4 protein-coding genes are annotated in these 4,909 nt (G+C 38.7%); all 4 read right to left on the bottom strand.

Features of this window, described 5'->3' with window-relative positions:
* Window positions 1–1,145: glycosyltransferase family 2 protein (locus WAM07_RS04300; RefSeq protein ID WP_422165065.1), on the bottom strand; the 1,145-nt coding region annotated here is incomplete at its 3' end.
* A complete protein-coding gene (locus WAM07_RS04305; protein WP_422165067.1) occupies window positions 1,142–1,909 on the bottom strand; it encodes a hypothetical protein in 768 nt (255 codons plus the stop codon). The genes WAM07_RS04305 and WAM07_RS04300, both read right to left, overlap by 4 nt.
* Before the next feature lie 156 nt (window positions 1,910–2,065).
* On the bottom strand, window positions 2,066–2,518 hold the full coding sequence (locus WAM07_RS04310) for a hypothetical protein (protein WP_422165069.1): 453 nt from the start codon (window positions 2,516–2,518) through the stop codon (window positions 2,066–2,068).
* A gap of 113 nt (window positions 2,519–2,631) precedes the next feature.
* Window positions 2,632–4,707, bottom strand: coding sequence for an LTA synthase family protein (locus tag WAM07_RS04315; RefSeq protein ID WP_422165070.1), 2,076 nt, complete (start codon window positions 4,705–4,707; stop codon window positions 2,632–2,634).
* Between the last annotated feature and the right edge of the window lie 202 nt (window positions 4,708–4,909).

Below are 4,909 nucleotides of genomic sequence, written 5' to 3' on the forward strand. Positions count from 1 at the left end.
GTAAAGCTGTTCTCAGCAGCTTGAGCGCTCATTAACTGAGTCGTATATATTATATAGGAAACGTACCATATAAACATTAACGGAAGCGTATGACTTATGTAGAGTAAATCAAACACTCCTAGCACAAACCATACATACGAGAGAACTAAAAAGAACCAAAACACCACATATACCATCAGCTGATGAATAGAATGGACCATCATTTTACCTTTAAAATAACCAGGAACAGTAAGTGTTTTCTCAACAATATAAAGGTTTCCCTGGAGCCACCTTGTCCTCTGTTTAATATACACTTGCATCGATTCAGGCTCCTGTTCCCAGGTTACAGAATGAGGCACGATGGGAAGGAAGAAGCCCTGTTGAGTAATTCTCAAAGTTAATTCAGCATCCTCTGCGATAGCGTAGGGATCATATCCTCCTAGTTCTTGTATTACTTTTCTTTTCACTAGCATGTTCGTTCCTGTTAGAGATCCTGTTCGAAACAGTTGCCATCTGCCAGCCTGCATGAGTAATTGGAAAACTTGAAACTCGATAGAGATCATCCGAGTCAAAAAATTTTTCCTTTCATTTAACGTACGAACATATCCTACCGCCCCTGCTGCATTCGTATAACTATGAGCCGTTTCAACTAACTGCACCAGCGCTTCTTCTTCAGGTTGATTGTCCGCATCGTATACGCAGAAATATTCTCCGGTAGATATCTGCAGTCCATAGTTCAATACCCTGGACTTCCCTTTAGGTTCACCTGGAGGGACCAGGATGTGATGGACGCGGTGATAGGTTTCATCGTATTCTCCTGCAATTTCAGGAGTATCATCCTTCGAATTATCATTAAGCACGTATATATTCAGTTCTCCAGGGTAATGGAGCCTTACCATGGCATCAAGCGTTTCTTTAAGAACAACACCTTCGTTATGCGCAGGAATCAGTATATCCACGCTTGGATATTTTTCAAGAGAAATAGACTTTTGTTCTTTTGTCCGATAATACAAGCCTGCGATCGTTAATAAAGTATAGTACAACAGTAAAATTAAAAATAAAACTGTCGTGAATAGCAATAAATTTTTCATAGTTATTAAGTCCAAGAAAACCGCAATAAATATCCCAATACTGGCAAACACCATGCTAATTATCACTTTTCTCATATCTGCTGCCCTTCTTTGGACGCTGGAAATTCTATGTAGCCGATTCCTTCAGTGTTCCATTGTAACTTATCAAAAGCTTCAGGAGTATAAATGATTTTTAGTCGAGAGATGATTCTATTTTTTACAATCTCCAAGCCATCTTCATCTGTGTTTTGTAAAAGACATACAATGACTTGATCATCATATTTCCCCACAATATCAAAATGTTTTCTGACCGATTCATAAATTACATTGGAAACTTTTACAAAGCTTGTCTGCTTAACCCTACGGGGCAGCTTTTCAATTCCTATATATAGAAGGAATCCTTTTTCTTTCTTGCGGTCCATGGAAGTTACTATGATTTCTTTTTGTTTTTCAAACTCGCGTTTGGATAGTAATTTGGTATCTGCAATATACTCTTCCAGTTCAATTACACGGCTAAGTAATCGTTTATTATCTCTTGATAAAGAAGTACTCCACTTTGCCAACACATATACGGACCATAGATTAACCAGAACAAGCGCATGAAGCATTACCCACTCTATTTGAGTATAAGAATCCCATTTCCATACAAAAGCCATACCTAAAATAGTTAATGAAGAAATAACCGTAAAAGCGATAAACAGAAGAAAAGTTGTTTTTTCACTCATTACTAAAAATAAAATAGGAGGAACTAAAAAAATCAATATCCACATAGGATCAGCAATAGAATTTAAGGTATTGTACAAGAAGAGGAAACTGAGTACCCAAATTATGAACGCAATACTAATACTTCGTCTTACCAATTATATAACCTCCTTATTAACTGTTCATTATAATGTATACATGATACTTTTGAAACCTATAAATTTACCTAATCAGCACATTGCGGACAGGTATAAAGATTCATACACAAAAAAACGACATTGAAAGTGTCGTTTTTGAAATTTGCCCCGCTATAATTATTTTTTATGGTAATCCCACGTCACTACCCACTTCTCTTTCACTTTTGTGACCACAACCTTCTGATGTAAAGTGAACAAGCCATATTTTCCTCGAAACGTCTGGGCCACCGTCATGCTGTAAGCAATCGGAAAAGGTTTAGCTCCCTTTTCCATACGCCAATTTTTGATCTTCTTCATTTCTTCGATGGAAAAACTAAAGGTATCAACCCCAAAGTGATTCATGAATACATGAGCCCGGTCCTGAATATAGGGGCCCTTCGCGAATTTTTCTTTCATAAGGGGATGAAAAAGCTGCCAAGAATCCGAGTATTCACCTTTTTGTTCAAATGAATAGAAGTTCTCAACAACTGCTTTCGCTTGTTGAGCAGGACTTGTCTTATACATCACCACCCCTGTAATTCCACCCGCGATAATCAGTATCCCAATGATCAGCGCTATCTTGCCGTTCATCACTCATCCTCCTATTTCAGACTCCCTATTACCCTATGCATCCAAAGCTTAGAATACGAATAGGACCTCAGGTCATCCATATTCTGGATGACCTGAGGTCCCATAAATTAGCTTTATTCCAAATCGTACAATTCTTGGGTAACGTGCTGTTTTCCGGTCAGCACATCATATTGAAAGTGCTGGTAATCTTTTAATATCTTTTGAGTGGATGATGGCAGTTCATCAGGTGAAGGAACGGTTTCGCCCTCTGGAGTCATATAAATCATATCTCGAAAAGCCGGAAGTTCCTGCTGCATTCCTTCTAGAAAGTCATAAAATTTCGGTGTTTCATAATGAAGAGCATCTGCCACCATAGGCGCAAGGTAAACAGGACTAATTGTTCCAACTTCCTTTTTCATATCCATTTCGAAATTAGACAGAAATAATAATGGAGTTTCATAGAACTTCGCCTGCTGTTTCTGGTCCTCCTCATTCCCAAATCCCGTCTCTTTATAAGCTTTCAAATTTGCCCCAATCGAAGGAAGATGATCACCAAAGAAAACTACTACGGTCGGTTCGTCCATTTCCTGAATACTCTCGTTCAGTTTTTTGAGTGTTTCATCTGATCGTTTGATCCCCTCTGAATACACTTCAATCTGTCTCTCGGTATCAGGAGAAAGCCCTTCTCCGCTCACATCAATCGTGCTTCCTCCCTCATACTTATCTTCACTATAGGGAAGGTGATTGGCGATTGTGACTGCATGAATGAAAGCCGGTTGTTTCTGCTTTTCTACCGTATCAAGCAGTTCTTTCACTACAGATCTGTCTGAAACGAACTGTTTATTATCTTTTTTGGTATAAGTCATATCATCGAGGAACGTAGATTGATCAAATCCAAGATTCGGATACACTCGCTGTCTGCGGTACAGATTGCCTCCATTTGGATGAATAGCTTCACTGTAGTATCCACGATCATTTAAATACGACACGACCGATGGATAGGTGTCATTCGCTAAAATATGATTGAAGGGGTTTCCACCCGGATTGATATAACTCATAGAATAGCTTGTCAATGCCTCAAATTCTACATTAGCCGTTTCTCCCCCAAAAGAAGGGCTCAAAATCTGCCCTGAAGGGTACTCTTCCATTAGACGTCGTGTATTTTTCATGGGGTCTTCTGAGAATTTGACATCCAGATTGGTTGGATCCCAGAAGGTCTCATTCATAAAAAATATAATATTCGGCTGCACCGGATTCTTTTTTTCATCGTCTGCTCGTGCGAAAACTTCTTTCGCGTGTACAACGGAGTCTTCCATTACTGTTTGATTATATGGCTCAGGCTTTTCTACTACATCAAGCTTAATGTTAGAGATCATCCCAAGTACAGGACCATTATAATAATAATTGTTTTGCTGGTTCCAGGGCATAAAGCTTGTATATTCTTCATAGTAGCTTTCTGTAAAACGATCATCATAAAGCAGAAAAGAATAAAGTAGATAAGCCACCGGAACAAATATAACCAGCCGGGTAATCCACCCTATTTTTATTTTCGGCATTTTATACCAGGCAAACAAACCAGCTACAATGACGCCTATGATTAGCAAAGTAGCCGTTATGGAAATGGAATCTGATATTAACGGAATGACATCCTGAAGCTGGCCGATTTGAATAAAATCATTAGGGAATAATGGTTCATTCCGATAGATCTGTTTGTAATGATTCACCAGTGCAAGTATAAAGGACACGAGTAGAGCGATGCCCCCGCCCATGTAAGTTTCTCCGACCAGGAGAATAAGCGCCAAAGTAAAGAGGGATAACAAAAAAGCCGTAAACATATAACGCTCAGGATATTCCTGAACCCATTCCGTTGCTCTGCCCAGCGTAATGTCCAGATGGAAAACCATAAATAGATAGGAAGCAACTGCGCCAACCATTACCGAAACGAGCAGGGCTGTTGCAACTCTGTATATACGAGATTTATATAAAGGGTCTATCTTATTTCGTTTATGCAGCCACCAGGTAGCTGTCCCCCACATAACCAACGAAAGTACTAGAATAGATGTTCCGAGGCCAACGGTATGAATTTGAGCCCAGTCTATTACAGTGTTCCATCCCGAGGAAATGGAATACGTAAGAATGCTATAGCATAAGCCTAACGCTACAGCAAAGAAAAGAAATAACGGAAATGTACGAATCAAACTCTTTCCCATCCAAGGTGCCTCCCAACTTTCTATTAATTCCGAAATAGTTATATATTCTTCTCATTTTAGTATTAAATGTAAATAAAATCTATATTTATGTAAAGATTATGTAATTTTTTTAATAAATATCTTCCAATTCAAGAGTCATAGTTTTATAATTAAAAGTTTTGATAATGTACACATACCAAAAACCCCCACCTCAGGTCATCCA

The organism is Halobacillus sp. (assembly GCF_049282395.1).
Classification (GTDB): Bacteria; Bacillota; Bacilli; order Bacillales; family Halobacillaceae; genus Halobacillus.